Here is a 25,750-nt window from a genome sequence, read left to right as displayed (position 1 = left end):
TGCTACTTGGAGTAGAGCTCGACGATCAACTGCTCCTGGACCTGGGTGTCGATGACCTGGCGGGCCGGGAGCGAGTGGATCAGGATCTTCATCTGGCTGGGGATCGGCTCCAGCCACGCCGGCACCGGGCGGGACCCCGCCTGCGCCTGCGCCACGACGAACGGCGTCAGCTCACGGGACTTCTCCCGCGTCTGCACGATGTCGTGCTCCTTCACCCGGTACGACGGGATGTCGACCTTCACGCCGTTGACGGTGAAGTGGCCGTGCTTGACCAGCTGACGGGCCATGTCCCGGGACGAGGCGTAGCCCGCCCGGTAGACCACGTTGTCGAGCCGGGACTCGAGGATCTGCAGCAGCACCTCACCGGTCTTGCCCGGCTTGGCGACAGCTTCCTCGTAGTACCCGCGGAACTGCTTCTCGAGAATGCCGTAGATACGGCGGGCCTTCTGCTTCTCACGGAGCTGGAGCAGGTACTCCGTCTCCTTGGTGCGACCGCGGCCGTGCTGCCCGGGCGGGAACGGCCGGGACTCGAACGGGCACTTCGGTCCGTCGCACTTGCTGCCCTTGAGGAACAGCTTCATCTTCTCCCGACGGCAACGGCGGCAGTCGGCACCTGCATAGCGAGCCATTAGTCCTCTACCTCTCAGACCCGACGACGCTTCGGCGGGCGGCATCCGTTGTGCGGCTGGGGCGTGACGTCGGAGATCTGGCCGACCTCGAGGCCCGCTGCCTGCAGCGAACGGATGGCGGTCTCCCGGCCGGAGCCGGGGCCCTTGACGAACACGTCGACCTTGCGCATGCCGTGCTCCATGGCCCGGCGCGCGGCGGCCTCGGCGGCCAGCTGCGCGGCGAACGGAGTCGACTTGCGGGAGCCCTTGAAGCCCACCTGGCCCGAAGAGGCCCAGGAGATCACAGCACCGGTCGGGTCGGTGATCGACACGATGGTGTTGTTGAAGGTGCTCTTGATGTGCGCCTGCCCGTGGGCGACGTTCTTGCGTTCCTTGCGCCGGACCTTCTTGACGGCGGCCCCAGCGCGTGCCTTCGGTGGCATGAGTCAGTGCGCTCCTATTACTTCCGACCGGGCTTCTTCTTACCGGCGACCGTGCGCTTCGGACCCTTGCGGGTACGAGCGTTGACACGGGTCCGCTGGCCCCGGACGGGGAGACCCCGGCGGTGCCGGATGCCGGCGTAGCAGCCGATCTCGACCTTGCGGCGGATGTCCGCGGCGACCTCGCGGCGCAGGTCGCCCTCAACCTTGAAATTGGCCTCAATGTAGTTGCGGAGCTGGACCAGCTCCTCTTCCGTGAGGTCCTTGGCGCGCTTGTTCAGATCGATGGCGGTCGCGGTAAGCGCCTCCACGGCGCGCGTGCGACCGATACCGAAGATGTAGGTGAGCGCGATCTCCATCCGCTTCTCGCGGGGTAGATCAACGCCGACGAGACGTGCCATGTGCGGGCGTACTCCTCAGCTTTCTCACGGAGGTCTGTGCCCATCCCACCCCGCCTGCCCGGGCGGGCCCCGGCCTCCGACCGGGGGTGAGTCCGCGTGTCATCGACGTGCTGACCGCGGCTGGAACGAGCTTTTCTTAGGTACGGACCTGGCAGGGCCCGGGCTTTCAGCCCTGGCGCTGCTTGTGGCGCGGGTCGTCGCAGATGACCATGACCCGGCCGTGCCGGCGGATAACCCGGCACTTGTTGCAGATCCGCTTGACGCTCGGCTTGACCTTCACGGTTTGGCCTTAACTTTCAGTCAGACGGGAAAGGAACCCCGCTACCCGTTATTTGTACCGGTAGACAATGCGCCCACGGGTCAGGTCGTACGGGGAAAGCTCCACGACGACCCTGTCCTCGGGCAGGATGCGGATGTAGTGCTGTCGCATCTTGCCGCTGATGTGAGCCAGCACCTTGTGACCGTTCGCCAGCTCGACGCGGAACATCGCGTTGGGCAGGGGCTCGATCACTCGGCCCTCAATCTCGATGGCTCCGTCTTTCTTGGGCATGTCCTCCGCTACCTGACATTGGGGTCTTGGGGCAAGCTCGCAACGCCTTACCCGAGCCCTTGAGGGGCCCGGTCCAGCCGCGGCTCCGGCCCCACCAGAAGCGCTTGGTAGACATGCCGGAGTGGACGCTGCGCGCCAGCTAGCCAGTGTACGCGTGCCGAGGCATCGACACCAAACCGAGGTCGCCGTAACCCGGGGTCGGGTGTGTCGAGGGCTCCGAAACCGGACGAACCGCCCCACCATGGGCGCTCACGGCGTCACCTCCGGACGCGTCCGCCCGACCCGTCCCGCCGGACACCGCGTGCCCGGCTCATCCCGGTTGCCCCGGGGATTCCGGCGCCTCGTCCGCGCCCAGCGCCCGGCGCTCCCGTCGCAGTTGCCGGGCTTGCTCCTTGGCCAGTTCCCTGGCCCGCTGCGCCGCCTGCCGCCGGGGCTCTCCACTGGCCAGCCCCGCCACCGTCTGCCACACCAGCACCGCGCCCCACGGCCCGGCCACCCAGACCGGCCAGTAGTACCCCGCATGTCCCGAGGCCAGGCTGGTCGCGCCCCACACCGCGGTGGTCACGGCCACCGCCGGGACCCAGCTGCTCCACACCTGCAGAAGCCAGCGCCGGGTCGAGTGCTCCTCGGCCGGGACCACGGCCGAGGCCGGGCCAGGCTGCGCCGGGACCGCGGGCAAGTCGGTGAGCAGGGTGTCCAGCTCACCGTAGGTCTTCGCGGCGTACGCCCGCTGCAGCCGCTCGTCGTACTCGCCCAGGTCGAGCCGGCCCTCATCGAGGGCCGCCTGCAGCCGGGCCGCGACCTGCTGCCGGTCGGCGTCGGCGGCCCGCATCTCGTCACGCCCCATGCCGTCCAGCATGCCAGCCGTCATCGATGGGCGCGATGGCGCATCCCCGGCGGAGCGTGCCCGGGCCTGCGGCGCTCAGTTGATCGAGTCGGGCAGGGGCTGGCGGGCGGTCACCAGGTCTCCGAGGCGGGCCCGGCCGCCGTCCGGGGCCGTCGTCACCCAGACCCCGTCGTCCAACAGCGCCATGGTGTGCTCGACGTGGGCGGCCATGGACCCGTCCCGGGTCACCACCGTCCAGCCGTCGGACAGCTCCTGGGTGCGCGGTGAGCCCATGGTGATCATCGGCTCGATGGCCAGGCACAGGCCGGGGACCAGGCGCGGCCCCTTGCCGGGCTTGCCGTGGTTGAGCACGTGCGGATCCTGGTGCATCTCCGTGCCGATGCCGTGCCCGCCGTAGCCCTCCACGATCCCGTAGCGGCCCGCCGCGCGGATCGCCTTCTCGACGTTGAACGAGATGTCGGTCAGACGACCCCGGCCGTTGGCGCACCCACGCGCGGCGGCGGCGATGCCCGCCCACATCGCATCCTCCGCCACCTGCGCCATCTTCAGCAGGGCCGGGTCGGTCTCGCCCACCCCGACGGTGATTGCCGAGTCGCCGTGCCAGCCGTCCAGGATCGCGCCGCAGTCCAGCGAGATCAGGTCGCCCTCCTGGAGGACCTGGCCGGCGGCGGGGATGCCGTGCACGACCTGCTCGTTGACCGAGGCGCAGATGGAGGCCGGGAAGCCGTGGTAGCCCTTGAACGACGGAATTGCCCCGGCGTCGCGGATCACCTTCTCGGCGACGGCGTCCAGGTCCGCGGTGGAGACCCCCGGGGCGACCGCCTCGCGCATCGCCTGTAGGGCGGCAGCGACCACCAGCCCGGCAGCACGCATCAGCTCGATCTGCTCCGGGGTCTTCAGCTGGATGTCCAGCTGGGTACGACGCACGATCAGCTCCCGTACGACCGCAGCGCCTCGATGGCGCGGTCGGTCACGTCCTCGACCGGGCCCGTGGCGTCGATGCCGACCAGCTTGCCCTGCGCACCGTAGAAGTCGACCAGGGGCGCGGTCTTCTCGGTGTACTCGACCAGCCGGTTGGCGATCGTCTCGGCCTTGTCGTCGTCGCGCTGGAACAGCTCGGAGCCGCACCGGTCGCAGACGTCTTCCTTGGTGGTGGGGTCGAACTCGATGTGCCAGATCTTGCCGCAGCCCCGGCAGGTGCGCCGCCCGGACAGTCGCCTGATCACCTCGTCGTCGTCGACGACGAGCTCCATCACCAGGTCGAGCGCCGTGCCCAGGTCGGCCAGCAGCTTGTCCAGCGCCGACGCCTGCGGCACCGTACGGGGAAAGCCGTCGAGCAGAAAGCCGTCCGCCGCGTCCGGCTCGGCCAGCCGGTCCCGGACCATGTTGATGGTCACCTCGTCCGGGACGAGGTGACCAGCATCCATGTACCGCTTCGCCTCAATGCCCAGCGGTGTCCCCTGCGAGACGTTGGCCCGGAAGATGTCCCCCGTCGAGATCTTCGGTACGGCAAGGTGGGCGGCGATGTACTCTGCCTGTGTTCCCTTGCCGGCCCCCGGAGGGCCTACCAGCACCAGCCGCACCTACATCGCCTCGCTTCGGTGAGAACGAGCAATCGCCGACGCGCGAGCCCCCCGGCTCCGCGTCCCCACTACCGGAGGAACCCTTCGTAGTTGCGCTGCATCAGCTGGCTCTCGATCTGCTTCACCGTCTCCAGGCCCACACCAACCATGATCAGCACCGCGGTACCACCGAACGGGAAGTTCTGGTACTGCTTCGCATTGAGCCAGATGAAGAAGAAGTTCGGCAGCACCGAGATCAGGCCGAGGTACAGCGCACCCGGCAGGGTGATCCGGCTGAGGATGAAGTCGAGGTAGTCGGCGGTCGGCTTGCCGGGCCGGATGCCCGGGACGAACCCACCATACTTCTTCATGTTGTCTGCGACCTCGGTCGGGTTGAACGTGATCGAGACGTAGAAGTACGTGAAGAAGATGATCATCAAGAAGTACGTGGCGATGTAGATCGGACTGGTCGGGTCCGCCAGGTGGTTCTGGATCCAGACCTGGTAGTCCTTGAGATCGTTCTTGTCGAAGAACTGCAGGTAGAGCTGCGGCAGGTAGAGCAGCGACGACGCGAAGATGACCGGGACGACACCCGCCTGGTTGACCTTGAGCGGGATGTAGGTCGAGGTGCCGCCGTACATCCGCCGGCCGATCATGCGCTTGGCGTACTGGACCGGGATGCGCCGTTGCGCCTGTTCGATGAAGACGACCGCACAGATGATCAGCAGGACGAGCACGATCACGAGCGTGAACTTGTCCCAACCGCTCTGCTCCTTGATCGTCCAGCCCTCGCCGGGGAGGCGGGCTGCGATCGAGGTGAAGATCAGTACGGACATGCCGTTGCCGACGCCACGGTCGGTGATCAGCTCGCCGAGCCACATGACCACACCCGTACCGGCGGTCATCGTGATCACCAGCATGGTCAGCGTCAGCCAGTCCGGGATCCCGGTGTCCTTCGGGATGATCGCGAACTTGGGGTTGTCCTGCGGGCAGTTCCCGGCGAAGAGCTGGCCGGAGCGGGCCAGCGCCACGAACGCCGAGGACTGCAGGATCGCCAGCCCCAGCGTCAGGTAGCGGGTGTACTGGGTGATCTTCGCCTGGCCGGACTGGCCCTCCTTGCGCAGCTGCTCCAGGCGCGGAATCACCACGGTCAGCAGCTGCAGGATGATCGACGCCGTGATGTACGGCATGATCCCCAGCGCGAAGACCGACAGCGACAGAAGTGCGCCGCCCGAGAACAGGTTGAGCAGGTTGAGGATCCCCGTGCCCTCCTGGCTGTCGTTCACCGCTTTGATGCAGTTCTGCACGTTGGTGTACGAGACGCCCGGGCTGGGCAGGGTCGCGCCGAGCCGGTACACCGCGATGATCGCCACTGTGAACAGCAGCTTCTTGCGCAGGTCAGGCGTCCGGAACGCACTGGTAAAGGCGGAGAGCAACTTCTTCCTCCTGCGCAGGGTGGCCGCCTGACCGGCGGTTCGACGATAGGGATCGGCCCGGACGACCGATTTTCCTAGCTGGGAACGGACTCTAACAGTCTGGTGCGGTTGAGGTCAGGCACGGTGGCCGGATGTGCCACCCGGCTGCGCCCCGCGCCGCCTCGGCGACCCCGCGACAGCGGCGCCGGCTCCGGTGGAACACCGGGCCGACGCCACAACGGGGATGCCGGCCCCAGCGCCTGTCGGCGCCCCGGGCGGGCACCCCCGCAAGCCGTCACAGCTCGGTGGTGGAACCACCTGCGGCCGCGATCTTCTCCTTGGCGGACTCGCTGAACGCGTGCGCCGAGATCTGCAGCGTCACGCCCCCCAGCTCGCCCGAGCCGAGAATCTTGACCAGCTGGCCCCGGCGGACGGCGCCCGCCTCGGCCAGCTCCAGCGGGCCGACCTGGCCGCCGTTCGGGAACAGCTCGGCCAGCCGGTCCAGGTTCACGACCTGGAACACGACCTTGTTCCGGTTCTTGAAGCCCTTCAGCTTCGGCAGGCGCATGTGGATGGGCATCTGACCACCCTCGAACGCCGCCGAGATGTTCTTCCGGGCCTTCGAGCCCTTGGTGCCCCGACCGGCGGTCTTGCCCTTGGAGCCTTCACCGCGACCCACCCGGGTCTTCGCGGTCTTGGCGCCGGGCGCCGGGCGGAGGTGGTGGACCTTGATCGCCATTACTCGACCTCCTCAACATTCACGAGGTGGCGCACGGCGAAGATCATGCCCCGGATCTCGGGGCGGTCCTCCTTGACGACCACATCGTTGATCCGCTTGAGGCCGAGCGACCGCAGGGAGTCCCGCTGGTTCTGCTTACGACCGATGTCGGACCGGACCTGGGTGACCTTCAGGCGTGCCATCAGTGCACCGCCGCTTCCGCACGCGCCGCCAGCATGGCCGCCGGCGCCACGTCCTCGACCGGCAGGCCGCGGCGGGCCGCGACCTTCTCCGGCGACTCGAGGCCCTTCAGCGCGGCCACCGTCGCGTGCACGATGTTGATCGGGTTCGACGAGCCGAGGCTCTTCGAGAGCACGTCGTGGATGCCGGCGCACTCCAGGACCGCGCGGACCGGGCCACCGGCGATGACGCCGGTACCGGCGGAGGCGGGCTTGAGGAGCACGACACCGGCCGCGGCCTCACCCTGGATCGGGTGCGGGATCGTCGCACCGATCCGCGGCACCTTGAAGAAGTGCTTCTTGGCCTCCTCGACACCCTTGGCGATCGCCGCGGGCACCTCCTTGGCCTTGCCGTATCCGATACCGACGGTGCCGTCGCCGTCGCCGACGATCACCAGAGCGGTGAAGCTGAAGCGACGACCACCCTTGACGACCTTGGCGACACGGTTGATCGCGACGACCCGCTCGAGATGGGGGGTCTTCTCGACGGGCGCGTTGCCGCGACCGCCCTCGCGGCGGTTGTCCCGGCGGCCGCCACCTTCGGTGTTACCGCCGGACCCACCGCCACGGCGCTGCTGACCAGGCATAGGTCTTCCTTCCTAGAACTCGAGTCCGGCTTCGCGGGCGGCGTCGGCGAGAGCCGCGAGCCGCCCGCCGTACTGGTTGCCACCGCGGTCGAAGACGACCTTGGACACGCCCGCGGCCTTGGCCCGCTCGGCGATGAGGGCACCGACCTTGCCGGCCAGGGCGCTCTTGTTGCCCTCCGCGCCGCGCAGCGAGGCGTCCAGCGTGGAGGCCGAGGCGAGCGTGTGCCCCTTGAGGTCGTCGATGACCTGCGCGGTGATGTGCCGCAGCGATCGGGTGACGACGAGGCGCGGACGCTCGGCCGAGCCCCGCAGGTTCTTGCGGACCCGGAAGTGCCGACGCGCCCGGCCCACGGAGCGCTTGGCGGCGACACCGCCGCCATTGCGGCGCTTGAGCAGCGTGGCGGTCACTTCTTACCTGCCTTTCCAGCCTTGCGGCGGATGACCTCGCCCTGGTACTTGACGCCCTTGCCCTTGTACGGCTCCGGCGGGCGGATCTTCCGGATGTTCGCGGCGACCTCGCCGACCAGCTGCTTGTCGATGCCCGACACCGTGAACTGGGTGGGCTTCTCCACCGAGAAGGTGATGCCGGCCGGAGCGGGCACGTTGACCGGGTGCGAGAAGCCGAGGGCGAACTCGAGGTCCTTGCCCTTGGCCGTGACCCGGTAACCGGTGCCGTTGATCTCCAGCGTCTTCTTGTAGCCCTCGGTGACGCCGATGATCATGTTGGCGACCAGCGTGCGCGACAGGCCATGCAGCTCCTTGGCCTTCCGCTCGTCGTTGGGGCGGTTGACGTGCAGCTCGCCACCCTCCTGCGCGACCGTGATCGGCTCGGAGACGACGTGCGAGAGCTCGCCCTTGGGGCCCTTGACCTTGACGGTCTGGCCCTTGATGGTGACGTCGACCCCGGCCGGGACCGGGATCGACTTACGTCCGATTCGCGACATGTCAGAGTCTCCGTTACCAGACGAAGGCGAGGACTTCCCCGCCCACGCTCCGCTTGCGGGCCTGCCGGTCGGTCAGCAGCCCCTGGGACGTCGAGATGATCGCGACGCCCAGGCCGCCGAGCACGCGCGGGAGCTCGTCGGACTTGGCGTACACCCGCAGACCGGGCTTGGACACGCGCTTGATGCCGGCAAGGCTGCGCTCGCGGTTCTGGCCGTACTTGAGCTCAACGACCAGACGCCGGCCGACCGCGCCCTCCGCGGGCTCCTCGGCCGACCAGGCGGCGATGTAACCCTCTGCCTTGAGGACCTCGGCGATGTTCGCCTTGATCTTCGAGAAGGGCATCTCCACCTTGTCGTGGTACGCCTGGTTGGCGTTACGCAGACGCGTGAGCATGTCTGCGATCGGGTCAGTCATCGTCATGGGTGTTCGTCAACCTTTCTCGCCGGGGTTCCCGTAGTCCGGGCCTACGGCGAAGCGGTGTTGCAATAAGTCGGTTACCAGGAAGCCTTCGACACGCCCGGGAGCTCACCGCGGTGGGCCATCTCCCGGATGCACACCCGGCAGAGGCCGAACTTGCGGTAGACCGAGTGCGGGCGCCCGCAGCGCTGGCAACGGGTGTACGCGCGCACAGCGAACTTCGGCTTCGCGGCAGCCTTGAGGATCAGCGCCTTCTTCGCCATGCTCAGTTCTCCTTGAACGGGAAGCCCAGGAGCTTGAGCAGCGCCCGGCCCTCGTCGTCGGTGGTGGCGGTCGTGACCACCGTGATGTCCATGCCGCGCGTCCGGTCGATCTTGTCCTGGTCGATCTCGTGGAACACCGACTGCTCGGTCAGACCGAAGGTGTAGTTGCCGTGCCCGTCGAGCTTGCGCCCGTCCAGGCCACGGAAGTCCCGGATACGGGGCAGCGCGATCGACAGCAGCCGGTCGAGGAACTCCCACATCCGGTCGCCGCGCAGCGTGACCTTCGCGCCGATCGGCATGCCCTCGCGGAGCTTGAACTGCGCGATCGACTTGGTGGCCCGGCGCACCAGCGGCTTCTGGCCGGTGATGGTGGTCAGGTCACGCACGGCGCCGTCGATCAGCTTGGCGTCGCGGGCGGCCTCACCCACACCCATGTTCACGACGACCTTCACCAGGCCGGGAACCTGCATCGGGTTGCCGTACTTGTACTGCTCCTTGAGCCCGGCTACGACCTCTTCGCGGTACTTCTGCTTGAGCCGGGGCAGGGTCTTGGTCTCGGTAGCGGCAGTCATCACAGGTCCTTACCAGTGCTACGCGCGATACGGATCTTCTGCCCGTTCTCGTCGAAGCGGTAGCCGACACGGGTCGGCTTGCCCTGGTCGTCCACGATCTGCACGTTCGAGATGTGGATCGGGGCCTCCTGGGTGACGATGCCACCGGTCTTGGAGCCGCGCTGAGTGGTGCGGATGCGTTCGTGCTTCTTGATGCGGTTGACGCCCTCGACGAGGACCTTGTCCTGCCGCGGGAAGGCCGCGATGACCTTACCCTTGGCACCCTTGTCCTTACCGGCGATGACGACGACCGTGTCGCCCTTCTTGATCTTCACGGTCAGAGCACCTCCGGCGCCAGGCTGATGATCTTCATGAACCGCTTGTCGCGCAGCTCGCGCCCGACCGGGCCGAAGATGCGGGTGCCGCGGGGGTCACCGCCGTCCTTGATGATCACGGCGGCGTTCTCGTCGAACCGGATGTACGAGCCGTCGGGCCGGCGCTTCTCCTTGGCGGTGCGGACGATGACCGCCTTCACGACGTCACCCTTCTTCACACCGGCGCCCGGGATGGCGTCCTTGACCGTGGCCACGATGACGTCGCCGATGCTCGCGTAGCGACGACCGGAGCCACCGAGCACGCGGATGCACAGAATCTCCCGGGCACCCGTGTTGTCGGCGACGCGCAGTCGCGACTCCTGCTGGATCACGTCTGTCTCCTATGTCTGCCAGTTCTCCGGAGACGTACCGAAGCTTGGCGGAACGATGGGCCGCCGGGCCGGTCGAGCCGGCCCGGCGCACTCACTTGGCCTTTTCGAGGATCTCCACGACCCGCCACCGCTTGGTGGCGGACAGCGGACGGGTCTCCATCAGCAGCACCCGGTCGCCGATTCCGCAGGCATTCTGCTCGTCGTGCGCCTTCAGCTTGCTGGTACGCCGCAGAACCTTGCCGTACAGCGCGTGCTTGACGCGGTCCTCGACCTCGACGACGACGGTCTTGTCCATCTTGTCGCTGACCACGAGCCCCTCGCGCACCTTGCGCTGGGCCCGCGCCTCGACGGTGCTGTTCTCAGTCACGCTGTCACCTCATCCGGCGCGACCGAGAGACCCAGCTCGCGCTCACGCATGATCGTGTAGATCCGTGCGATGTCCCGACGGACGACCTGCAACCGACGGTGGTTGTCGAGCTGGCCCGTGGCGCCCTGCACGCGGAGATTGAACAGCTCCGCCTTGGCCTCCCGCAGCCGAGCGACCAGCTCCTCCTCGGAGAGTTCGCGCAGCTCGCCGGCCTTAACGCCCGCTGCCATCAGCTTTCACCCACTTCGCGTGTCACGATGCGGCACTTCATCGGGAGCTTGTGGATCGCGCGGCGCATCGCCTCGCGCGCGATCGTCTCGTTCGGGAAGGACATCTCGAAGAGGATCCGTCCCGGCTTGACGTTCGCCACCCACCACTCGGGCGAACCCTTACCGGAACCCATCCGGGTCTCGGCGGGCTTCTTGGTCAGTGCCTGGTCCGGGAAGATCGAGATCCAGACCTTGCCACCACGCTTGATGTGACGGGTCATCGCGATACGCGCCGACTCGATCTGCCGGTTGGTCACATATGCCGGCTCCAACGCCTGGATACCGAACTCGCCGAAGACCACCCGGTTGCCGCCCTTGGACGCGCCAGAGCGGTCCGGGTGGTGCGGCTTGCGGAAGCCCTTCGGGGGCTTACGCGGCATCAGCATGTGTCAGCCCTCCTGCTGCGTCTCGGCCGGAGCCGCGGCGGGCGCGGCCGTTTCGGTCGACTCGGTGGCGGCGGCCTGAGCCGCACGACCGGCCTCGGTGCCCCCGGCGGTCGTCCCGGACGAACCGGAACGGCCACGGCGCGGGCGGTCGGGGCGGTCGCCACGCTCGCGGCGCGGACGCGCGGGCGCCTCGGCCGGGGCCTCACGGCCCGGCACGGCGTCGCCCTTGTAGATCCACACCTTCACGCCGATGCGGCCGAACGTCGTACGGGCCTCGAAGAAGCCGTACTCGATGTTGGCGCGCAGGGTGTGCAGCGGGACGCGACCCTCACGGTAGAACTCCGTGCGGCTCATCTCCGCGCCGCCGAGACGGCCGGAGACCTGCACCCGGATGCCCTTGCAGATCGGGTTCTTCATGGCCGACTGCATGGCCTTGCGCATCGCCCGGCGGAAGCTGACCCGGCTGGACAGCTGCTCGGCGACGCCCTGCGCCACCAGCTGCGCGTCCGACTCGGGGCTCTTCACCTCGAGGATGTTGAGCTGGACCTGCTTGCCGGTGAGCTTCTCCAGCTCGCCGCGGATCCGGTCGGCCTCCGCACCCTTACGGCCGATGACGATGCCCGGCCGGGCGGTGTGAATGTCGACGCGGACCCGGTCGCGGGTCCGCTCGATGTCCACCTTGGAAATGCCGGCGCGCTCCAGGCCCTTGGACATCATCCGGCGGATCTTGACGTCCTCGCCGATGTAGTCCTTGTAGAGCTTGTCTGCGAACCAGCGGGACTTCCAGTCCGTGGAAATGCCGAGGCGGAACCCGGTGGGGTGAACCTTCTGACCCATTACTCGGCACCCTCCGTGCTCTGGGACTCGGCGGCCTGCGGCTCAGCGGCCTTGGTGGCCTTCTTCGCTGCGGCCTTCTTCGCCGGGCGGGCCGTCTGGACCGCCTCGACAGCCACGGTGATGTGGCAGGTGCGCTTGCGGATCCGGTACGCCCGGCCCTGCGCGCGCGGCCGGAACCGCTTCAACGTCGGACCCTCGTCGACGAACGCCTCGCTGACGAGGAGTGCGTCGGGGTCGAGCCGCTCGTTGTTCTCCGCGTTCGCGATCGCGCTGGCGAGCACCTTGTAAACCTGCTCACTCGCCGCCTGCGGCGCGAACTGCAGCACCGTGAGCGCCTCCTTCGCGGGCAGACCGCGGACGAGGTTGATCACCCGGCGCGCCTTGTTCGGCGAGATGCGCACGTGACGCGCAACCGCCCGCGCGCCCGGAAGCGCCGGTGCGTCGCCCTTAACTGGCATCGCTGTAGCTCCTTGATCCTCTAATCCGTGTGTCTGCTCAGCGCCGACGGCTCTTGCGGTCGTCCTTCTCGTGACCCTTGAACGTACGGGTCAGCGCGAACTCGCCGAGCTTGTGGCCGACCATGGCCTCGGTGATGAACACCGGGACGTGCTTGCGCCCGTCGTGCACGGCGATCGTGTGCCCGAGCATGTCGGGAATGATCGTCGAGCGCCGCGACCAGGTCTTGATGACGTTCTTCGAGTTCTTCTCGTTCTGGACTTCCACCTTCTTGAGCAGGTGGTCGTCGATGAACGGGCCCTTCTTCAGGCTGCGAGGCATCTTCTTCTACTCCCGTTACCCGCGCTTGCGGGTGGCGTAGCGGCGGCGAACGATCATGCGGTCGCTCTCCTGGCCCTTGCGGCGGGTACGGCCCTCCGGCTTACCAGCCGGGTTGACCGGGTGGCGACCACCGGAGGTCTTGCCCTCACCACCACCGTGCGGGTGGTCGATCGGGTTCATGGCGACACCACGGACGGTCGGGCGCTTGCCCTTCCAGCGCATCCGGCCGGCCTTGCCCCAGTTGATGTTCGACTGGTCGGCGTTGCCGATCTCGCCGACAGTGGCGCGGCAGCGCACGTCGACGCGGCGGATCTCACCGGAGGGCATACGCAGCGTGGCGTACGCACCCTCACGGCCGAGCAGCTGGATACCGCAGCCGGCCGAACGGGCCAGCTTGGCGCCACCGCCGGGACGAAGCTCCACGCCGTGGACCGTCGTACCGACCGGGATGTTACGCAGGGGCAGGTTGTTGCCCGGCTTGATGTCCGCGCCGACGCCCGACTCGACCCGGTCGCCCTGCTTGAGGTCCTTCGGCGCGACGATGTAGCGCTTCTCGCCGTCGGCGTAGTGCAGCAGTGCGATGCGGGCGGTGCGGTTCGGGTCGTACTCGATGTGCGCGACCTTGGCCGGCACGCCGTCCTTGTCGTTGCGCTTGAAGTCGATCAGCCGGTACTGCCGCTTGTGGCCGCCGCCCTGGTGCCGCGTGGTGATGCGGCCGTGGACGTTGCGCCCGCCCTTCTTGGGCAGCGGCACCAGCAGGGACTTCTCCGGCGTCGACCGGGTGATCTCGGCGAAGTCGGCGACGCTGGAGCCACGACGGCCCGGCGTGGTCGGCTTGTACTTACGAATAGGCATGAGTCAAACCCCTTAGCTGACCGGGCCGCCGAAGGCCTCGATACGGTCACCGTCAGCCAGCTTGACCATCGCGCGCTTGGTGGCCTTGCGCTGACCGAAGCCGGTCTTGGTGCGCTTGCGCTTGCCCTCACGGTTGATGGTGTTCACCGTCAGGACCCGGACACCGAAGATCTGCTGGATCGCGATCTTGATCTGGGTCTTGTTCGCGTCCGGGTGGACGAGGAACGTGTACCAGTTCTGGTCGAGAACGCTGTAGCTCTTCTCGGAGACCACGGGCGCGAAGATGACGTCGCGCGGGTCGGCGATCGTGCTCACTTGTTCCCCTCCTCGGCCGGCACGCCCAGGAACTCGTCCAGCGCGGCCCTGGTGAAGACGACGTCGTCGGCGACCAGCACGTCGTACGTGTTGAGCTGGCCGGCCTCGATCAGGTGGACGGACGCCTCATTACGCAGCGACAGCCAGTTCAGCTCGTCGTGGGCGCTCAGCACCACCAGGACCTTGCGGGCCTGGGTGACCTTGCGCAGGGTGGCGATCGCGGCCTTGGTCGACGGCGTCTCGCCGCTGACGAACGCCTCGACCACGTGCACCCGGTTCTCGCGGGCCCGGTCGGAGAGGGCACCGCGCAGCGCGGCCGCCTTCATCTTCTTCGGGGTCCGCTGGCTGTAGTCGCGCGGCACGGGACCGTGCACGACGCCACCGCCGGCGAACTGCGGCGCGCGGATCGAGCCCTGACGGGCGCGACCGGTGCCCTTCTGCTTGTACGGCTTCTTGCCACCACCGGCGACCTCGCCGCGGGTCTTCGCCTTGTGCGTGCCCTGCCGGGCCGCGGCGAGCTGGGCCACGACGACCTGGTGCATCAGCGGGATGTTCGCCTGCACGTCGAAGATGTCGTCGGGCAGCTCGACGGAGCCGGCCTTGGCACCCTCAGCGTTCAGCACGTCGACGGAACTCACTGGGCACCACCCTTCTTCGCCGCGGTGCGGACCAGGATCAGCGCGCCCTTGGGACCGGGCACGGCGCCCTTGACCAGGATCAGGTTGTTCTCGGTGTCGACTGCCTGGACGGTCAGGTTCTGCACCGTGAACCGCTTGGAGCCCATGCGGCCGGCCATCCGGGTGCCCTTGAAGACACGGGCCGGGGTGGCGCAGGCGCCGATCGAGCCGGGCGAGCGGTGCTTGCGCTCGACACCGTGGCTGCCCTTGAGGCCGTGGAAGCCGTGCCGCTTCATGACACCGGCGTAGCCCTTGCCCTTGGTCTTGCCGGTGACGTCGATCGGGGTCCCGGGCGCGAACGCTTCGACGGTGACCTCCTGACCGAGCTCGTACGCGGTCGCGTCCGTGGTGCGCAGCTCGACGAGGTGGCGCCGCGGCGACACACCTGCCTTCGCGTAGTGGCCGCCTTCGGGCTTGTTGACCTTGCGCGGGTCAATGGCGCCGAACGCCAGCTGGACGGCGGAGTAACCGTCCGTCTCGGGGGTGCGGACCTGGGTCACGACGCACGGGCCGGCCTGCACCACGGTGACTGGGACGACCTTGCCGTTGTCCCACACCTGAGTCATGCCGAGCTTGGCGCCCAGGATGCCCTTCACTTGCCTGTCCATTGTCCGGATCCCTACAGCTTGATCTCGATGTCGACGCCAGCCGGCAGGTCGAGGCGCATGAGCGAGTCGACCGTCTTCGGAGTCGGGTCGATGATGTCGATCAGACGCTTGTGCGTGCGCATCTCGAAGTGCTCGCGCGAGTCCTTGTACTTGTGCGGCGAACGGATCACGCAGAAACGGTTGATCTCCGTGGGCAGCGGCACCGGGCCTGCAACCTGCGCCCCGGTACGCGTCACCGTCTCGACGATCTTTCGCGCCGAGGAGTCGACGACCTCGTGGTCATAGGCCTTGAGCCGGATGCGGATCTTCTGTCCCGCCATGATGGCTTCTGTTTCCTTCTCTCGATGCCGCTACGTGCGAAAGCGGGTGGCCCTCGCATGCCCGCAGGACCGTCGATCCTGCGATGTCCGACCCCCGCGGTCGGGCGTGTCGCGCGCCGGAACCGAGCTCCGCCCCAGCACGCTGGAGCGATCGGTGATCGCGGGGATCAGAGTGCCGGCGGCCGAAGCACGCGCCGGACACCGGGCGAGGGCGGTTGGCAGCCAAACCCCTCTCGGAGCGATGCTCTTGAGAAGTGCGTAACTGCCAACCACCCTGCGCGGACGCAACCTGACTAGTATGCCGTATTCACAGCGGCAACGCTAATCGGGGTCACCGTACTCACTTGTTGATCTTCGTGACCGTTCCGGCGCCGACCGTGCGGCCACCCTCGCGGATCGCGAACTTCAGGCCCTGCTCCATGGCGATCGGCTGGATCAGCTTCACGCTCATGGTGGTGGAGTCGCCCGGCATGACCATCTCGGTGCCCTCGGGCAGCGTGACGACGCCGGTGACGTCCGTGGTGCGGAAGTAGAACTGCGGACGGTAGTTCTGGAAGAACGGGGTGTGCCGGCCGCCCTCTTCCTTCGAGAGGATGTAGACCTGGCCCTCGAACTCCGTGTGCGGGGTCGTGGTGCCCGGCTTGACGACCACCATGCCGCGCTCGACGTCCTCGCGCTTGATGCCACGCAGCAGCAGACCGACGTTCTCACCCGCGCGGGCCTCGTCGAGCAGCTTGCGGAACATCTCGATGCCGGTGCAGACGGTCTTCGTCGACTTCTCGCGGATGCCGACGATCTCGACCTCCTCGTTCGGCTTGAGGATGCCGCGCTCGGCCCGGCCGGTGACGACCGTACCGCGACCGGTGATCGTGAAGACGTCCTCGATCGGCATGAGGAACGGCTTCTCGGTCTCCCGCTCGGGCTGCGGAATCGCGGTGTCGACCGCGTTCATCAGCTCCATGAGCTTCTCCGACCAGGTCGGGTCGCCCTCGAGCGCCTTGAGCGCGGAGACGCGCACGACCGGCACGTCGTCGCCCGGGAACTCGTACGTGCTGAGCAGCTCGCGGACCTCGAGCTCGACGAGCTCCAGGAGCTCCTCGTCCTCGACCATGTCGCTCTTGTTCAGCGCCACGACGATGTACGGAACGCCGACCTGGCGGGCCAGGAGCACGTGCTCCTTGGTCTGCGGCATCGGGCCGTCGGTCGCCGCGACCACCAGGATCGCGCCGTCCATCTGCGCGGCACCGGTGATCATGTTCTTGATGTAGTCGGCGTGGCCGGGGCAGTCCACGTGCGCGTAGTGGCGCGCCTCGGTCTGGTACTCGACGTGCGCGATCGAGATCGTGATGCCGCGGGCCTTCTCCTCCGGCGCCTTGTCGATCTCGTCGAACGGGGTGTACGGGTTCAGGTCCGGGTACTGGTCGTGCAGGACCTTCGTGATGGCCGCAGTCAGCGTCGTCTTACCGTGGTCGATGTGACCAATGGTGCCGATGTTGACGTGCGGCTTAGTCCGCTCGAACTTCGCCTTCGCCACTGGTGTCCTCCTGTGGACTGGGTTCTTTTCTCGCCCGGCGCGCCGAGGTGGCGCTTAGGACTCTGTCGACTGCTCGTGCGCGTGCGCTCCGCGACGGACCGCACGCGCCTCACCGATCAGGCTCCGGTGGCCTTCGCGATGATCTCCTTCGCCACGTTGGCCGGGACCTCGGCGTAGGAGTCGAACTGCATGCTGTAGCTCGCCCGGCCCTGGGTCTTCGACCGGAGGTCGCCGACGTAGCCGAACATCTCCGAGAGCGGCACCAGAGCCTTGACGAGGCGGGCGCCGGAACGCTCCTCCATCGACTGGATGATCCCGCGGCGGGAGTTGAGGTCGCCGATGACGTCGCCCATGTTGTCCTCGGGCGTGGTGACCTCGACGGACATCATCGGCTCGAGCAGCGCGGGGTCGGCCTTGCGGGCCGCCTCCTTCATCACCATCGAGCCGGCGATCTTGAACGCCATCTCGGACGAGTCGACCTCGTGGTACTGGCCGTCCAGCAGGGTCAGCTTGACGCCGACCAGCGGGAAGCCGGCGAGCACGCCGTACTGCATGGCGTCCTGGGCACCCGCGTCCACCGAGGGGATGAACTCCCGGGGGATGCGGCCGCCGGAGACCGCGTTGACGAACTCGTACGTCGGGCCGTCCGCCGTCATCGGCAGCGGCTCCAGCTTGACGATGACCTTCGCGTACTGACCCGAGCCACCGGTCTGCTTCTTGTGGACGTAGTCGAGCTTCTCCACCGTGCCGCGGATCGTCTCGCGGTACGCCACCTGCGGCTTGCCGATGTTCGCCTCGACGTTGAACTCGCGCCGCATGCGGTCCACGAGGATGTCGAGGTGCAGCTCGCCCATGCCGGCGATGACGGTCTGCCCGGTCTCCTCGTCGTTCCAGACGCGGAAGGTCGGGTCCTCCTCGGCCAGACGCTGGATCGCGGTGCCCAGCTTCTCCTGGTCAGACTTGGTCTTCGGCTCGATCGCGACCTGGATGACCGGCTCCGGGAAGGTCATCGACTCCAGGATGACCGGGTTCGCCGGGTCGCTGAGCGTGTCACCGGTGGTGGTCTGCTTCAGGCCCTGCACGGCGATGATGTCGCCGGCCTGCGCCGTCGGCCGCTCCTCGCGCTTGTTGGCGTGCATCTGGTAGATCTTGCCGATCCGCTCCTTGCGGTCCTTGGTGGAGTTGACCACCTGGGATCCGGATTCGAGCGTGCCGGAGTAGACCCGGACGTACGTCAGCTTGCCGAGGTGCTTGTCAGTCTGGATCTTGAACGCCAGCGCCGAGAACGGCTCGTCGTTGGACGGCTTGCGCAGCAGCGGCGTCTCGCCGTCCGTGGCGGTGCCCTCGATGGCCGGGACGTCCAGCGGCGACGGCAGGTAGGCGACCACGGCGTCGAGCATGGGCTGCACGCCCTTGTTCTTGAACGCCGAGCCACACAGCACCGGGTTGGCCTTGCTGGCGATCGTGGCGCGCCGGATCGCCGCCACGATCTCGTCCTGGGAGACCTCTTCGCCCTCGAGGTACTTCTCCATGACGGCGTCGTCCACGTCGGCCAGCGTCTCGATCAGCTTCTCGCGCCACTCGTTCGCGGAGTCGACCAGGTCGGCCGGGATCTCCTCGACCGCGTAGTCCTCGCCCTTCTGGGTCTCGCCGCGCCAGGTGAGGGCGCGCATGCCGACCAGGTCCACGACGCCGATGTGGTCGCCCTCGAGGCCGATCGGGATCTGCAGGACCAGCGGGGTGGCGTTCAGCCGGTCGATCATCATCTGGACGCAGCGGAAGAAGTCCGCGCCGGTCCGGTCGAGCTTGTTGACGAAGCACATGCGCGGGACGTGGTACTTGTCCGCCTGCCGCCAGACGTTCTCGGTCTGCGGCTCCACACCGGCCACACCGTCGTACACCGCGACCGCGCCGTCCAGGACACGCAGCGACCGCTCGACCTCGACCGTGAAGTCGACGTGGCCGGGCGTGTCGATGATCTGGATCGTGTGTCCCTTCCACTCGCACTTCGTGGCGGCGGAGGTGATGGTGATGCCGCGTTCCTGTTCCTGCTCCATCCAGTCCATGACGGCCGCGCCCTCGTGGACTTCACCGATCTTGTACGTGATACCGGTGTAGAACAGGATCCGCTCGGTCGTCGTGGTCTTACCAGCGTCGATGTGCGCCATGATGCCGATGTTGCGAACCTTGGCGAGCGCGTCTGCGGCGGCCACTTCAATCCCTACTTTTCTACGTCGTCGTCTCGTGGACCGGTACGACTGCTGCGCCGGCCCGGCGGGAACCGGGCCGGCAGCGCTTCGTTACCAGCGGTAGTGCGCGAAGGCCTTGTTGGACTCCGCCATCTTGTGCGTGTCCTCGCGCCGCTTGACCGCGGCACCGAGCCCGTTGCTGGCGTCGAGCAGCTCGTTCTGGAGGCGCTCGATCATGGTCTTCTCGCGGCGGGCCTTGGAGTACTGGACCAGCCAGCGCAGACCGAGGGTCGTCTGCCGGGGGACGCGGACCTCGACCGGGACCTGGTAGGTCGCGCCACCGACGCGGCGGCTGCGGACCTCGAGGGTCGGCTTCACGTTGTCCATCGCGCGCTTGAGGGTGACCACGGGGTCGGTGCCGGTCTTCTCCCGGCAGCCCTCCAGGGCGCCGTACACGATGCGCTCGGCGAGCTGACGCTTGCCGCCGATCAGGATCTTGTTGACGAGCTGCGTTACCAGCGGCGAGTTGTACACCGGGTCGGGGACGACCGGGTGGCGCGGCGCGGGGCCTTTACGCGGCATGTCAGCTCTTCTCCTTCTTCGCGCCGTAGCGGCTGCGAGCCTGCTTGCGGTTGCGGACACCCTGGGTGTCCAGCGAACCGCGGACGATCTTGTAGCGGACGCCGGGCAGGTCCTTCACACGACCGCCGCGCACGAGCACGATCGAGTGCTCCTGCAGGTTGTGGCCGACACCCGGGATGTACGCCGTCACCTCGATCTGGCTGCTGAGCTTCACACGAGCGACCTTGCGCAGCGCAGAGTTCGGCTTCTTGGGGGTAGTGGTGTACACGCGCGTGCACACGCCGCGCCGCTGAGGACTTCCCTTCAGCGCCGGCGTCTTGGTCTTACTCGTCTTCGCCTGGCGGCCCTTTCGGACCAGCTGCTGGATCGTGGGCACCGGGTTTCTCCGCTCCCTTCGGCCGCTTTGTTGCGGCCGCACCGTCTTCTCGTACTGCCTGTGTGTGCCGGACGGGGTTCCGTCCGGCACCCGCGGTCGGGCGTGTCGTCCGGCTCACGGTCCCGCCGTGCGTTGCACAGCGGGTCTTGTCTGTGTCAGGGCTCGACGCCCATCGTGCTGCTGCCCCGTCGCAATAACCGACTCGGGCGCACGCACGAGTTGCCCGGGCGAGCCCAGGCACGAGGGGAAAGAGTACCCATCGCAGGCACGCAGGTCAAAACGAGGCGGCTCGGTGGCCCAGCTTCACGCCGCACTCAGCATGAAACTTGGTCCCCATCAAGACCTACTCCCACGATGGACATCTCCGCGCACCAAGTGTACCGGGTGCCCAGACACGGCATGGCCGCAGTGCCCGAACCCGGGCGGCAGGGGTCAGGAGAACTGCAACAACAGCGTCAACACCAGCGCCAGCAACGCCAGACCAGCCCCCACCCCGCCGCACGAGATGCCCGCGATGGCGCGGCCCCGACCGGTGAAGCGGGCCCGGCCGGACTCGCCGGAGCGGCGGATCTGCCGCAGCCCCACCAGCCCGACCGCGATGGCACCGCCGCCGGCCAACACGGCCAGGAGCGCGAACGCGCCGCCCACCCAGCCACCCCAGCCCTCCGAGGCGCCGGACAGCCCGAAGCAGAACACCAGCAGTGACACCAGGATCGAGGCGATTCCGGCGATCATCGCGCCGGTCGCCAGGCCGGAGGCGATCGGCGGGACCGAGTACTGCACCAGCCCGAATTCCGTACCCACCACCGGATCGACCCGGGCCGGGCGCCATCGCTCGTTCGGCGCGGGCGGCGGCGGGACCGCCGTCAAGGCCGGGTACGGCGTGCCCAGCGCCTGTGGTTGCCCCGGCGTGGCGGACGGGAAGGGGACGGTGGGGGTCGGCGGCGGCGCGTCGAACGGCCCGCCCGACCACGAACCCGGTGGCTGCGTCACCCCACGAGCATGTCACCCGTCCGTGACCCGCCGCAGCCCGGCCACCGGGGGGCCGCCGACCCGCGTTCGGCACGGTTCTGCCGGTGCACGAGCCGATGAGGGGTGCTCAGTCGGTGTTCGAGTCGAAATCCGGCCCCGGCGGTCCCGCGAGGTGCAACAGCCCGGCGATGACCGCCACCACCAGCGTCGTCGTGGCCAGCACGATCCCCGCCCAGGCGAGTACCCGGCCGCGGCGCACCCACCGGCCCCCGGTCAGGTAGCCGGCGGCCAGGTACGCCTGGCGCTCGGCCTGCCGGGCCAGCAGCAACGCGATCGTGGCCGGAATCACGCCGCCGACGAACGCCCCGGTGAGCAGCGCCACCACGCCGAGCACGAACACGGCCCGGGCCTTCGTGGACGGCACGGGCTCGGGATCCATCGGGTGGCGGGTAGGGACGCCGGCGGGAAGGGTCACCAGGCCATCTTAGGAACGCCGAAGGGGCGGCCGCGCATCACGCGGCCGCCCCCGGCGTCCAGCCGGAAACCCTTAGCGGTACGACCCGAAGTCGAAGTCGTCCAGCGGCACGGCCTGCCCGCTGGCCGGCCCGAACCCGTAGTCGGTCTCCGGGTACCCGGTCATCGAGTACACCTTGGCCTTGGCCTCCTCGGTGGGCTCGACCCGGATGTTGCGGTACTTGCTGATGCCCGTACCGGCCGGGATGAGCTTGCCGATGATGACGTTCTCCTTGAGGCCGACGAGCGAGTCGCTGCGCGAGTTGATCGCCGCGTCGGTCAGCACCCGGGTGGTCTCCTGGAAGGAGGCCGCCGAGAGCCAGGAGTCGGTGGCCAGCGACGCCTTGGTGATACCCATCAGTACGGGACGACCGGCAGCGGGCTCGCCGCCCTCGCCGACGAGCCGGCGGTTCTCCGACTCGAACAGCGCCCGGTCGACCAGCACACCCGGCAGGAACTCGGTCGCGCCGGAGTCGATGACCGTCACCCGCTTGAGCATCTGGCGGATGATGATCTCGATGTGCTTGTCGTGGATGAGCACACCCTGCGAGCGGTAGACCTCCTGGACCTCCTGGGTCAGGTGGACCTGGACCGCCCGCGGACCCATGATCCGCAGCAGCTCGTGCGGGTCGATGGTGCCCTCGGTGAGCTTCTCGCCGACCTCGACGTGGTCGCCGTCGTGCGCCCGCAGCTTCACGCGCTTCGAGATCTTGTCGTACACGATCTCGTCGCTGCCGTCGTCCGGGATCACGACGATCTTCCGCGAGCGCTCGCCGTCCTCGATGCGGATGCGGCCCGGGGTGTCGGCGATGGGCGCCTTGCCCTTGGGCACACGGGCCTCGAAGATCTCCTGCACACGCGGCAGACCCTGGGTGATGTCCTCACCCGCGACACCACCGGTGTGGAAGGTACGCATCGTCAGCTGCGTACCCGGCTCACCGATGGACTGGGCCGCGATGATGCCGACCGCCTCGCCGATGTCGACCGACTTGCCGGTCGGCAGCGAACGGCCGTAGCAGGCCGCGCAGACGCCCAGCTTCGACTCACAGGTCAGCACGCTGCGCACCCGGACGTTCTCGACGCCCGCGGCGACCAGCTTGTCGACCAGGATCGAGTTGAGGTCCGCACCCCGCTCGACCACCACGTTGCCGCTGGCGTCCGTGATGGTGTCCGCGAGGGTACGAGCGTGCGTGCCCGTCTCGGCGTGCACGTGCACGGCGAGCCCGCCGTCCACCCGGTCCGCCACCTGCATCGGAATCGCGCGGTCGGTGCCGCAGTCCTCCTCGCGGATGATGACGTCCTGCGAGACGTCCACCAGACGCCGGGTCAGGTAACCCGAGTCGGCGGTCCGCAGCGCGGTGTCCGCCAGACCCTTACGGGCACCGTGCGTGGAGATGAAGTACTCCAGCACGGTCAGACCCTCGCGGTACGACGAGGTGATCGGCCGCGGGATGATCTCGCCCTTGGGGTTGGCCACCAGACCACGGATCGCGGCGATCTGCCGGAGCTGGAGCAGGTTACCGCGGGCGCCGGAGTTGATCATCACCCAGAGCGGGTTCTCCTGCGGCAGCGCGGTCTCCATCTCCTTGGAGATCTCGTTGGTCGCCTTGGTCCAGATCTCGATCAGCTCGCCGCGGCGCTCCTCGGCGGTCATCAGACCACGCTGGTACTGCTTGTCGATCCGGTCCGCCTCGACCTGGTAGCGGGCGAGGATCTCCGGCTTGCGCGGTGGGCCGATGACGTCGCCCATGCCGATCGTCACGCCGGACCAGGTGGCCCAGTGGAAGCCGGCCTCCTTGAGCGCGTCCAGCGTGGCCGCCAGGGCGACCTTCGGGAAGCGCTCGGCGAGGTCGTTGACGATCGCCGACAGCTGACCCTTGCGGATCTCGTAGTTGACGTACCGGTACCCCGGCGGCAGCGTCTCGTTGAAGATCACCCGACCGAGGGTGGTCTCCACCAGCACCGGCTCACCCGCCGTCCAGCCCTCGGCGGGCGTCCACGGTTCACCCTTGGCGCCGTTGTCCACCTCGACGACCTCGCGGAGCCGGATCTTCACCGGCGCCTGCAGGTGCAGCTCGCCGTTGTCGAACGCCATCCGCGCCTCGGCGTCGGACGAGAACACCCGGCCCTCGCCCTTGGTCCCCGGCATCAGGTGGGTCAGGTAGTACAGACCGATGACCATGTCCTGGGTGGGCATGGTGACCGGCTTGCCGTCCGCCGGCTTGAGGATGTTGTTGGACGACAGCATGAGGATCCGGGCCTCGGCCTGCGCCTCGGCCGACAGCGGCACGTGCACCGCCATCTGGTCACCGTCGAAGTCCGCGTTGAACGCGGTACAGACGAGCGGGTGGATCTGGATCGCCTTGCCCTCGACCAGCTGCGGCTCGAACGCCTGGATGCCGAGGCGGTGCAGGGTCGGCGCGCGGTTCAGCAGCACGGGGTGCTCGCTGATGACCTCTTCCAGGACGTCCCACACGACCGGGCGCTGACGCTCGACCATGCGCTTGGCCGACTTGATGTTCTGCGCGTGGTTGAGGTCCACCAGGCGCTTCATCACGAACGGCTTGAACAGCTCCAGCGCCATCTGCTTCGGCAGGCCGCACTGGTGCAGCTTGAGCCGGGGGCCGACGACGATGACGGAACGGCCGGAGTAGTCGACGCGCTTGCCCAGCAGGTTCTGCCGGAACCGGCCCTGCTTGCCCTTGAGCATGTCGGACAGCGACTTCAGCGGGCGGTTACCCGGGCCGGTGACCGGCCGGCCGCGGCGGCCGTTGTCGAACAGTGCGTCGACGGCCTCCTGCAGCATCCGCTTCTCGTTGTTGACGATGATCTCGGGCGCGCCCAGGTCGATCAGGCGCTTGAGCCGGTTGTTGCGGTTGATCACCCGGCGGTACAGGTCGTTCAGGTCGCTGGTAGCGAAGCGGCCACCGTCGAGCTGCACCATCGGGCGCAGGTCCGGCGGGATGACCGGGACGCAGTCCAGCACCATGCCCAGCGGCGAGTTGCGGGTGTTCAGGAACGCCGCGACCACCTTGAGCCGCTTCAGCGCCCGGATCTTCCGCTGCCCCTTGCCGGTACGGATGATCTCGCGCAGGTTCTCCGCCTCGGCGTCGAGGTCCATGGCCTCCAGCAGGGCCTTGATCGCCTCGGCGCCCATGCCGCCGGTGAAGTACTCACCGAAGCGGTCGCGCAGCTCGCGGTAGAGCAGCTCGTCGGTGACCAGCTGCTTCGAGTCGAGCTTGCGGAAGGTGTCGAGCACCTCGTCGAGGCGGTCGATCTCGCGCTGCGCCTTGTCGCGGATCTGGCGCATCTCGCGCTCGCCAGCCTCCTTGACCTTGCGCCGCACGTCCGCCTTGGCGCCCTCGGCCTCCAGCTCGGCCAGGTCCTGCTCCAGCTTGGCGGCCCGCTTCTCGATCTCCGAGTCGCGGCCGTTCTCGGCCTGGCGCTTCTCGGCGAAGATCTCGTTCTCGATCGTGGACATGTCGCGGTGACGCGCCTCGGCGTCCACGCTCGTGATCACGTACGAGGCGAAGTAGATGATCTTCTCGAGATCCTTGGGAGCAAGGTCGAGCAGGTAGCCCAGCCGGCTCGGCACACCCTTGAAGTACCAGATGTGCGTGACCGACGCGGCCAGCTCGATGTGCCCCATGCGCTCACGGCGCACCTTGGACCGGGTCACCTCGACGCCGCAGCGCTCACAGATGATGCCCTTGAACCGGACCCGCTTGTACTTGCCGCAGTAGCACTCCCAGTCCCGCTGCGGACCGAAGATCTTCTCGCAGAAGAGTCCGTCCTTCTCGGGCTTGAGCGTGCGGTAGTTGATCGTCTCGGGCTTCTTGACCTCGCCATGCGACCACTGCCGGATGTCGTCGGCGGTGGCCAGGCCGATGCGCAACTCGTCGAAGAAGTTGACGTCGAGCACTT

The 25,750-nt window shown here is 68.0% G+C and carries 37 protein-coding genes; all 37 read right to left on the bottom strand.

What is annotated here, in order from left to right; all coding sequences use genetic code 11:
- Positions 1–2: 2 nt before the first annotated feature.
- The 37 genes from rpsD to ACMCNO_RS05530 all read right to left on the bottom strand — a co-directional run bounded on the left by rpsD (position 3) and on the right by ACMCNO_RS05530 (position 25,748).
- Positions 3–629 carry a 30S ribosomal protein S4 gene (gene rpsD / locus ACMCNO_RS05710; protein ID WP_412748355.1) on the bottom strand — a complete coding sequence of 209 codons (627 nt, stop codon included), beginning with the start codon at positions 627–629 and terminating at the stop codon, positions 3–5.
- A gap of 14 nt (positions 630–643) precedes the next feature.
- On the bottom strand, positions 644–1,051 hold the full coding sequence (rpsK, locus tag ACMCNO_RS05705; RefSeq protein ID WP_014440747.1) for a 30S ribosomal protein S11: 408 nt from the start codon (positions 1,049–1,051) through the stop codon (positions 644–646).
- Positions 1,052–1,068: 17 nt separating this feature from the next.
- Positions 1,069–1,449, bottom strand: a complete 381-nt coding sequence (gene rpsM, locus ACMCNO_RS05700) for a 30S ribosomal protein S13 (protein WP_412748354.1) — start codon at positions 1,447–1,449, stop codon at positions 1,069–1,071.
- A 166-nt stretch (positions 1,450–1,615) separates the two neighbouring features.
- Positions 1,616–1,729 carry a 50S ribosomal protein L36 gene (rpmJ, locus tag ACMCNO_RS05695; RefSeq protein WP_023358216.1) on the bottom strand — a complete coding sequence of 38 codons (114 nt, stop codon included), beginning with the start codon at positions 1,727–1,729 and terminating at the stop codon, positions 1,616–1,618.
- A 48-nt stretch (positions 1,730–1,777) separates the two neighbouring features.
- On the bottom strand, positions 1,778–1,999 hold the full coding sequence (gene infA, locus ACMCNO_RS05690) for a translation initiation factor IF-1 (RefSeq protein WP_007073013.1): 222 nt from the start codon (positions 1,997–1,999) through the stop codon (positions 1,778–1,780).
- A 310-nt stretch (positions 2,000–2,309) separates the two neighbouring features.
- On the bottom strand, positions 2,310–2,831 hold the full coding sequence (locus tag ACMCNO_RS05685) for a DUF1707 domain-containing protein (protein ID WP_412753626.1): 522 nt from the start codon (positions 2,829–2,831) through the stop codon (positions 2,310–2,312).
- A 90-nt stretch (positions 2,832–2,921) separates the two neighbouring features.
- Positions 2,922–3,773 carry a type I methionyl aminopeptidase gene (map, locus tag ACMCNO_RS05680; RefSeq protein WP_412748353.1) on the bottom strand — a complete coding sequence of 284 codons (852 nt, stop codon included), beginning with the start codon at positions 3,771–3,773 and terminating at the stop codon, positions 2,922–2,924.
- Between the two features lie 2 nt (positions 3,774–3,775).
- On the bottom strand, positions 3,776–4,429 hold the full coding sequence (locus tag ACMCNO_RS05675; RefSeq protein WP_412743176.1) for an adenylate kinase: 654 nt from the start codon (positions 4,427–4,429) through the stop codon (positions 3,776–3,778).
- A 68-nt stretch (positions 4,430–4,497) separates the two neighbouring features.
- Positions 4,498–5,844, bottom strand: coding sequence for a preprotein translocase subunit SecY (gene secY / locus ACMCNO_RS05670; RefSeq protein ID WP_412748352.1), 1,347 nt, complete (start codon positions 5,842–5,844; stop codon positions 4,498–4,500).
- A 274-nt stretch (positions 5,845–6,118) separates the two neighbouring features.
- The gene (rplO, locus tag ACMCNO_RS05665) at positions 6,119–6,562 is read right to left on the bottom strand and encodes a 50S ribosomal protein L15 (RefSeq protein ID WP_412748351.1); all 444 of its coding nucleotides are present in this window, start codon (positions 6,560–6,562) and stop codon (positions 6,119–6,121) included.
- Entirely contained in the window at positions 6,562–6,744 is a 183-nt protein-coding gene (gene rpmD / locus ACMCNO_RS05660) for a 50S ribosomal protein L30 (RefSeq protein WP_130510645.1), read from the bottom strand. The genes rplO and rpmD overlap by 1 nt, the downstream gene beginning before the upstream one ends.
- On the bottom strand, positions 6,744–7,367 hold the full coding sequence (gene rpsE / locus ACMCNO_RS05655) for a 30S ribosomal protein S5 (RefSeq protein ID WP_412739121.1): 624 nt from the start codon (positions 7,365–7,367) through the stop codon (positions 6,744–6,746). Before rpsE ends, rpmD begins: the two co-directional genes overlap by 1 nt.
- A 12-nt stretch (positions 7,368–7,379) precedes the next feature.
- On the bottom strand, positions 7,380–7,763 hold the full coding sequence (gene rplR, locus ACMCNO_RS05650; protein ID WP_412753625.1) for a 50S ribosomal protein L18: 384 nt from the start codon (positions 7,761–7,763) through the stop codon (positions 7,380–7,382).
- 8 nt (positions 7,764–7,771) lie between these two features.
- Positions 7,772–8,311 (bottom strand): 50S ribosomal protein L6, encoded by a 540-nt coding sequence (gene rplF, locus ACMCNO_RS05645; protein ID WP_412748350.1) that lies wholly within the window; start codon positions 8,309–8,311, stop codon positions 7,772–7,774.
- 13 nt (positions 8,312–8,324) lie between these two features.
- Complete coding sequence (rpsH, locus tag ACMCNO_RS05640; protein WP_412748349.1) at positions 8,325–8,732, bottom strand: 30S ribosomal protein S8; 408 nt, start codon at positions 8,730–8,732, stop codon at positions 8,325–8,327.
- 74 nt (positions 8,733–8,806) lie between these two features.
- Positions 8,807–8,992: a type Z 30S ribosomal protein S14 gene (locus ACMCNO_RS05635; protein ID WP_106130632.1), complete on the bottom strand. Its 186-nt coding sequence runs from the start codon at positions 8,990–8,992 to the stop codon at positions 8,807–8,809.
- 2 nt (positions 8,993–8,994) lie between these two features.
- A complete protein-coding gene (gene rplE, locus ACMCNO_RS05630; RefSeq protein ID WP_412739118.1) occupies positions 8,995–9,564 on the bottom strand; it encodes a 50S ribosomal protein L5 in 570 nt (189 codons plus the stop codon).
- The gene (rplX, locus tag ACMCNO_RS05625; RefSeq protein ID WP_412753624.1) at positions 9,564–9,884 is read right to left on the bottom strand and encodes a 50S ribosomal protein L24; all 321 of its coding nucleotides are present in this window, start codon (positions 9,882–9,884) and stop codon (positions 9,564–9,566) included. Before rplX ends, rplE begins: the two co-directional genes overlap by 1 nt.
- Complete coding sequence (rplN, locus tag ACMCNO_RS05620; protein ID WP_015619002.1) at positions 9,881–10,249, bottom strand: 50S ribosomal protein L14; 369 nt, start codon at positions 10,247–10,249, stop codon at positions 9,881–9,883. The genes rplX and rplN overlap by 4 nt, the downstream gene beginning before the upstream one ends.
- A gap of 91 nt (positions 10,250–10,340) precedes the next feature.
- Positions 10,341–10,616 carry a 30S ribosomal protein S17 gene (gene rpsQ / locus ACMCNO_RS05615; protein ID WP_412748348.1) on the bottom strand — a complete coding sequence of 92 codons (276 nt, stop codon included), beginning with the start codon at positions 10,614–10,616 and terminating at the stop codon, positions 10,341–10,343.
- On the bottom strand, positions 10,613–10,846 hold the full coding sequence (rpmC, locus tag ACMCNO_RS05610; protein ID WP_412743182.1) for a 50S ribosomal protein L29: 234 nt from the start codon (positions 10,844–10,846) through the stop codon (positions 10,613–10,615). The genes rpsQ and rpmC overlap by 4 nt, the downstream gene beginning before the upstream one ends.
- Positions 10,846–11,271 carry a 50S ribosomal protein L16 gene (gene rplP / locus ACMCNO_RS05605; RefSeq protein ID WP_127545789.1) on the bottom strand — a complete coding sequence of 142 codons (426 nt, stop codon included), beginning with the start codon at positions 11,269–11,271 and terminating at the stop codon, positions 10,846–10,848. The genes rpmC and rplP overlap by 1 nt, the downstream gene beginning before the upstream one ends.
- 3 nt (positions 11,272–11,274) lie before the next feature.
- Complete coding sequence (gene rpsC / locus ACMCNO_RS05600; protein ID WP_412743183.1) at positions 11,275–12,108, bottom strand: 30S ribosomal protein S3; 834 nt, start codon at positions 12,106–12,108, stop codon at positions 11,275–11,277.
- Positions 12,108–12,566: a 50S ribosomal protein L22 gene (gene rplV / locus ACMCNO_RS05595; protein WP_412739115.1), complete on the bottom strand. Its 459-nt coding sequence runs from the start codon at positions 12,564–12,566 to the stop codon at positions 12,108–12,110. The genes rpsC and rplV overlap by 1 nt, the downstream gene beginning before the upstream one ends.
- 37 nt (positions 12,567–12,603) lie before the next feature.
- Positions 12,604–12,885 (bottom strand): 30S ribosomal protein S19, encoded by a 282-nt coding sequence (rpsS, locus tag ACMCNO_RS05590; RefSeq protein WP_071803322.1) that lies wholly within the window; start codon positions 12,883–12,885, stop codon positions 12,604–12,606.
- A 15-nt stretch (positions 12,886–12,900) separates the two neighbouring features.
- Entirely contained in the window at positions 12,901–13,740 is an 840-nt protein-coding gene (rplB, locus tag ACMCNO_RS05585; RefSeq protein WP_412748347.1) for a 50S ribosomal protein L2, read from the bottom strand.
- Between the two features lie 12 nt (positions 13,741–13,752).
- Complete coding sequence (gene rplW / locus ACMCNO_RS05580) at positions 13,753–14,055, bottom strand: 50S ribosomal protein L23 (RefSeq protein WP_130510633.1); 303 nt, start codon at positions 14,053–14,055, stop codon at positions 13,753–13,755.
- Positions 14,052–14,693, bottom strand: coding sequence for a 50S ribosomal protein L4 (rplD, locus tag ACMCNO_RS05575; RefSeq protein WP_412748346.1), 642 nt, complete (start codon positions 14,691–14,693; stop codon positions 14,052–14,054). Before rplD ends, rplW begins: the two co-directional genes overlap by 4 nt.
- Entirely contained in the window at positions 14,690–15,340 is a 651-nt protein-coding gene (gene rplC / locus ACMCNO_RS05570) for a 50S ribosomal protein L3 (protein WP_412748345.1), read from the bottom strand. Before rplC ends, rplD begins: the two co-directional genes overlap by 4 nt.
- 11 nt (positions 15,341–15,351) lie before the next feature.
- Entirely contained in the window at positions 15,352–15,660 is a 309-nt protein-coding gene (gene rpsJ / locus ACMCNO_RS05565) for a 30S ribosomal protein S10 (protein WP_007073037.1), read from the bottom strand.
- Positions 15,661–16,000: 340 nt separating this feature from the next.
- On the bottom strand, positions 16,001–17,194 hold the full coding sequence (gene tuf, locus ACMCNO_RS05560; protein ID WP_412748344.1) for an elongation factor Tu: 1,194 nt from the start codon (positions 17,192–17,194) through the stop codon (positions 16,001–16,003).
- Positions 17,195–17,310: 116 nt separating this feature from the next.
- Complete coding sequence (gene fusA, locus ACMCNO_RS05555; RefSeq protein ID WP_412748343.1) at positions 17,311–19,407, bottom strand: elongation factor G; 2,097 nt, start codon at positions 19,405–19,407, stop codon at positions 17,311–17,313.
- A gap of 87 nt (positions 19,408–19,494) precedes the next feature.
- Positions 19,495–19,965 carry a 30S ribosomal protein S7 gene (gene rpsG / locus ACMCNO_RS05550; RefSeq protein WP_130510628.1) on the bottom strand — a complete coding sequence of 157 codons (471 nt, stop codon included), beginning with the start codon at positions 19,963–19,965 and terminating at the stop codon, positions 19,495–19,497.
- Position 19,966: 1 nt separating this feature from the next.
- On the bottom strand, positions 19,967–20,341 hold the full coding sequence (rpsL, locus tag ACMCNO_RS05545; protein WP_014440718.1) for a 30S ribosomal protein S12: 375 nt from the start codon (positions 20,339–20,341) through the stop codon (positions 19,967–19,969).
- Positions 20,342–20,773: 432 nt separating this feature from the next.
- Positions 20,774–21,334: a hypothetical protein gene (locus ACMCNO_RS05540; RefSeq protein ID WP_412748342.1), complete on the bottom strand. Its 561-nt coding sequence runs from the start codon at positions 21,332–21,334 to the stop codon at positions 20,774–20,776.
- Positions 21,335–21,440: 106 nt separating this feature from the next.
- Positions 21,441–21,752 carry a hypothetical protein gene (locus tag ACMCNO_RS05535; RefSeq protein ID WP_412753623.1) on the bottom strand — a complete coding sequence of 104 codons (312 nt, stop codon included), beginning with the start codon at positions 21,750–21,752 and terminating at the stop codon, positions 21,441–21,443.
- 108 nt (positions 21,753–21,860) lie between these two features.
- On the bottom strand, positions 21,861–25,748 hold the full coding sequence (locus ACMCNO_RS05530) for a DNA-directed RNA polymerase subunit beta' (protein ID WP_412748341.1): 3,888 nt from the start codon (positions 25,746–25,748) through the stop codon (positions 21,861–21,863).
- Positions 25,749–25,750: the final 2 nt, after the last annotated feature.

This window comes from Krasilnikovia sp. M28-CT-15, from assembly GCF_047159595.1.
Lineage (GTDB): Bacteria > Actinomycetota > Actinomycetes > Mycobacteriales > Micromonosporaceae > Actinoplanes.
This window is presented reverse-complemented; position numbering and strand designations above follow the sequence as displayed.

Bases quoted from the DNA above. Each gene is read 5' to 3' on its own strand.
- rpsD (WP_412748355.1), bottom strand. From the start codon at position 629: ATGGCTCGCTATGCAGGTGCCGACTGCCGCCGTTGCCGTCGGGAGAAG.
- rpsK (WP_014440747.1), bottom strand. From the start codon at position 1,051: ATGCCACCGAAGGCACGCGCTGGGGCCGCCGTCAAGAAGGTCCGGCGC.
- rpsM (WP_412748354.1), bottom strand. From the start codon at position 1,449: ATGGCACGTCTCGTCGGCGTTGATCTACCCCGCGAGAAGCGGATGGAG.
- infA (WP_007073013.1), bottom strand. From the start codon at position 1,999: ATGCCCAAGAAAGACGGAGCCATCGAGATTGAGGGCCGAGTGATCGAG.
- ACMCNO_RS05685 (WP_412753626.1), bottom strand. From the start codon at position 2,831: ATGCGGGCCGCCGACGCCGACCGGCAGCAGGTCGCGGCCCGGCTGCAG.
- rplO (WP_412748351.1), bottom strand. From the start codon at position 6,562: ATGGCGATCAAGGTCCACCACCTCCGCCCGGCGCCCGGCGCCAAGACC.
- rpmD (WP_130510645.1), bottom strand. From the start codon at position 6,744: ATGGCACGCCTGAAGGTCACCCAGGTCCGGTCCGACATCGGTCGTAAG.
- rpsE (WP_412739121.1), bottom strand. From the start codon at position 7,367: ATGCCTGGTCAGCAGCGCCGTGGCGGTGGGTCCGGCGGTAACACCGAA.
- rplF (WP_412748350.1), bottom strand. From the start codon at position 8,311: ATGTCGCGAATCGGACGTAAGTCGATCCCGGTCCCGGCCGGGGTCGAC.
- rpsH (WP_412748349.1), bottom strand. From the start codon at position 8,732: ATGACGATGACTGACCCGATCGCAGACATGCTCACGCGTCTGCGTAAC.
- ACMCNO_RS05635 (WP_106130632.1), bottom strand. From the start codon at position 8,992: ATGGCGAAGAAGGCGCTGATCCTCAAGGCTGCCGCGAAGCCGAAGTTC.
- rplE (WP_412739118.1), bottom strand. From the start codon at position 9,564: ATGACTGCCGCTACCGAGACCAAGACCCTGCCCCGGCTCAAGCAGAAG.
- rpmC (WP_412743182.1), bottom strand. From the start codon at position 10,846: ATGGCAGCGGGCGTTAAGGCCGGCGAGCTGCGCGAACTCTCCGAGGAG.
- rplP (WP_127545789.1), bottom strand. From the start codon at position 11,271: ATGCTGATGCCGCGTAAGCCCCCGAAGGGCTTCCGCAAGCCGCACCAC.
- rpsC (WP_412743183.1), bottom strand. From the start codon at position 12,108: ATGGGTCAGAAGGTTCACCCCACCGGGTTCCGCCTCGGCATTTCCACG.
- rplV (WP_412739115.1), bottom strand. From the start codon at position 12,566: ATGCCAGTTAAGGGCGACGCACCGGCGCTTCCGGGCGCGCGGGCGGTT.
- rpsS (WP_071803322.1), bottom strand. From the start codon at position 12,885: ATGCCTCGCAGCCTGAAGAAGGGCCCGTTCATCGACGACCACCTGCTC.
- rplB (WP_412748347.1), bottom strand. From the start codon at position 13,740: ATGCCTATTCGTAAGTACAAGCCGACCACGCCGGGCCGTCGTGGCTCC.
- rplC (WP_412748345.1), bottom strand. From the start codon at position 15,340: ATGGACAGGCAAGTGAAGGGCATCCTGGGCGCCAAGCTCGGCATGACT.
- rpsJ (WP_007073037.1), bottom strand. From the start codon at position 15,660: ATGGCGGGACAGAAGATCCGCATCCGGCTCAAGGCCTATGACCACGAG.
- rpsG (WP_130510628.1), bottom strand. From the start codon at position 19,965: ATGCCGCGTAAAGGCCCCGCGCCGCGCCACCCGGTCGTCCCCGACCCG.
- ACMCNO_RS05535 (WP_412753623.1), bottom strand. From the start codon at position 21,752: ATGGATCCCGAGCCCGTGCCGTCCACGAAGGCCCGGGCCGTGTTCGTG.